The following is a 2,851-nucleotide window of genomic DNA, read 5'->3' as shown; positions in this document are numbered from 1 at the left end:
TGGCACTAGCGGGTGTTAGGCGGGATTAAGTGGGATTAGGCGGGATCAGCCGGAAAGGTGCGGCGGGCCAAAGGGTTAGGCGGGCCGCGGGTGGCCCGAAAGCCAGAAATCCCGAAAGCCAGAACGAACGATCAAATGGCACTAGCAGCTGGCCGCGGCGCCCCTGATCGGCCCGAAACGCCCAAAAGGCCCGATTTCAGGCGTCCGAACTGTTACGTTTTGGCCCCAACCGCGCCGGCAGCGTAACAGTTCCGAAAAGTGACCCGAAATCAAGGCGATGGTGCAAGATGGGCCGCCAGCGCCCGCGATGTTAACTGTTACGGCAATCGGCCGCCTTCAAACGCCTTTCTAGCGCGGCCCGTATAGCGGGCCACCGGGAAACTTCACCGGCTCAGGGATGCCGACATCTTCCGGCGCGGGGCGGTTGCCGCACCTCTTGCAGACCAGGCGCTTGTGGATCTCGTCGAGGCGATCCCCGTTGAGAATGCCGCGAAGGAGCCGCCAGGGAATGTGATGGGTGATCCTGCAGGTCGTGCACCTGACCTCGAGCCGCTCGTGCCCGGCAGCCATCGCGTCGTGAACGGTCACATAGTCAGCCATCGCTTGATGAGCAGCCCGATCAAAACCCCGGAGAGGCCGGCGATCACGCGTCAGAGCACCAACCGTGCCCGTCGTCTCGGTGCATCGCTCGACCGTTATCCATGGATTCCACAGCTGACAGAAACTGTCAAAAATGTTCTTGTTCTGTTCTCATTCACACGCTTTGATTGAGGGAGCCCGGGCGCCAGAGACCTGGGCAACCAGGAGAGCGTTATGAGTACCAGGAAAAAGCAGGAAACCGTCGCAAGGCTGACTTATTACGTCGTGCAGACCTACAAGGTCGCGGGCCGCAACGGCCTTTCAGCCGACGATCCAATGCCGGCACGCGATCGCGATCACGCGCTGCGCCTCCTCGAGCGCTACAAGCCGATCCGGGCGGGCGTCTTGGCGTTCTATCGCACGGGTAGCCCGGCGACGGGCGACTGGGACGATGCGATCATCCTCGCCAGGCACGGTAAGCTGCCTGCCGAGGTCGATGGCCTGCGGGATGATGCAGACACCGACTTCGAGCGGCTCGATCTGAGTGAAAGTGATCTGAAGGTGGCGTAATCGCCTACGGGAACTGAAAGCCGGCGGCCAGCGGACGCTTGTAGATATCGCCCATCAGCTGGCCCGCCAATATCGCCGCCGCTGCCTTCCCAGTCGCGGGGAGGCGGCGGCAAGCAAACTCGAGGTTGGACCGGTCGCTATCGTCAACCTCTTTCGACCGAGAATTGACGATAACCGCGCGCCAGGCGCAGGCGGCAATCCAGTTCCGCACCACGCCGTGATCAGAGTGCGAGTCTCGATCCTCCAGCATATAGGCGACGTTGCGCTGGCTGGAATAGCGGCGCTTGAAGGCTCCCGCGTACTCGTCCTTGAATTTAGTCTGGTAGAACTGGCAAGTTTCTTCAGCAGAACACGGCTTGAGCAGTGCCTGAACGTCTTTCGGATTTGCATGGGCCTTGGCTGCTATCATCAGCAAGGCCAGAGACAGACCAACGGTAGCCGACTTCATAGTTCTCCTCCTGCCCATACGACTTTGCCTGCCACCCGAAGTGCCTCGGCGTCCGGTGGGGCCAATTGCTCTGGTTCATACCGCTCATTGTCGGAGAGCAACTGCAAGGCGCCTTCCCAGCCCACCGCGATCCTCTTGATCCGGACGTTTGGCCCGTCCAGGAGCACGTAGATGCCGTCGCCTCTGGTCTGCTGAAATCGTGTGTCGATCAGCACGATCGCTCCATCAAGGATTGTCGGTTCCATCGAGTCGCCCCGGCAATCAATGAACCGCGCGTAGCGCTCCGGCACTCCCAAGCGATGGAGCCAGCTCTTTGGGAACGGCAGGGCGTCGATCGCATAGGGTCGGATATTTTCAAAGCCGGGGCCGGCGCTGGCCACGACATCCAGCAGCGGGACAAAGGCCACGTTATCATTGTCTCCCTCGCCCGCGACTGGCGTCGGCGGCCCTGTAGGCGCCGCACCCGTCCCGAACGCGAGCCACTCAATCGACACGCCAGCCGCCTGGGCAAGAATCGCTACCGCCAAAAACGGGGCCTTCGCCTTCTCATCCCGCCATTTGCCGACCTGCTCCCCTGTCGTTGAGACGAGGTTTCCCGCTTTTTCAAGGGTTCCGATCCGGTCGATGACGAGACGAAACCGCTCCCCGAAGCGGTTATCCGTGGAATTGTAGGTCTCTCTCTTCATCAGTCGGTAATCCTCGGCTTCTGTCGGTTGACATACCGATCTTTCTCGGCTTATGGTCACGTTCGTTACGAATATCGTTAACAGATGGCGGCCCCGCCCGCCAATTGTCGAGGCCCCATGCACGAAGCTGACATCCTTGCCGCGGTCCGGAAGTCCAAGTTCCGCTTTTTGCCGGCCATCGGCCAGCAATACGGCGTATCGGACGTCGCCCTGCGAGCGGCTCTCCGGCGGCCCCAACGCGGCGCGGAGAGAGCGATTTCCGAGGCGCTTCGCATTCCGTTGCACGTCCTGTGGCCGGATCGTTGGGACAAGTCCGGGCGTCGCCTCGTCCGTCGGGGTCGTTCGAGCGGGAAAGCTGCGTGATGCGCGACGCCTCCGCCTATTTTGACGCCAGCCGCGACGTGCTCGACATCTCGTCCTCGCCATCGGCGCCCGACCACGAAATAGAGATCGAGATCGCCTCGATCGACGTCGTCGACAGGCTTCGTCTCGTCGACCGTGCTCATGTCGAGATGATCGCCGCCTCGGTGGCCGAGAGCTATCTGCATCAGGCGATCGCAGTTGCGAC

At 61.5% G+C, this 2,851-nt stretch carries 6 protein-coding genes; 4 read left to right on the top strand and 2 right to left on the bottom strand.

The features are described from left to right. The first annotated feature begins 453 nt into the window (after positions 1–453). Positions 454–771, top strand: a complete 318-nt coding sequence (locus CXY91_RS30470; RefSeq protein ID WP_158673662.1) for a hypothetical protein — start codon at positions 454–456, stop codon at positions 769–771. Positions 772–813: 42 nt separating this feature from the next. Then, positions 814–1,149 (top strand): hypothetical protein, encoded by a 336-nt coding sequence (locus tag CXY91_RS29740; protein WP_100965545.1) that lies wholly within the window; start codon positions 814–816, stop codon positions 1,147–1,149. Between the two features lie 4 nt (positions 1,150–1,153). Here the strand turns inward: CXY91_RS29740 and CXY91_RS29735 are convergent, their stop codons facing one another. After that, entirely contained in the window at positions 1,154–1,597 is a 444-nt protein-coding gene (locus tag CXY91_RS29735; protein ID WP_100965544.1) for a hypothetical protein, read from the bottom strand. Next, entirely contained in the window at positions 1,594–2,283 is a 690-nt protein-coding gene (locus CXY91_RS29730; protein ID WP_100965543.1) for a S24 family peptidase, read from the bottom strand. The genes CXY91_RS29735 and CXY91_RS29730 overlap by 4 nt, the downstream gene beginning before the upstream one ends. 84 nt (positions 2,284–2,367) lie before the next feature. Here CXY91_RS29730 and CXY91_RS31345 point away from each other — a divergent pair, with 84 nt between their 5' ends. Next, the gene (locus tag CXY91_RS31345; RefSeq protein WP_100965542.1) at positions 2,368–2,646 is read left to right on the top strand and encodes a helix-turn-helix domain-containing protein; all 279 of its coding nucleotides are present in this window, start codon (positions 2,368–2,370) and stop codon (positions 2,644–2,646) included. Next, positions 2,646–2,851: hypothetical protein (locus tag CXY91_RS30695; protein WP_199777611.1), on the top strand; the 206-nt coding region annotated here is incomplete at its 3' end. The genes CXY91_RS31345 and CXY91_RS30695, both read left to right, overlap by 1 nt.

The organism is Allobosea sp. FBZP-16, assembly GCF_002831785.1.
GTDB lineage: Bacteria > Pseudomonadota > Alphaproteobacteria > Rhizobiales > Beijerinckiaceae > Allobosea > Allobosea lupini.
The sequence above is the reverse complement of the archived record's forward strand: the minus strand, read 5'-3'. Positions and strand labels throughout refer to the sequence as shown.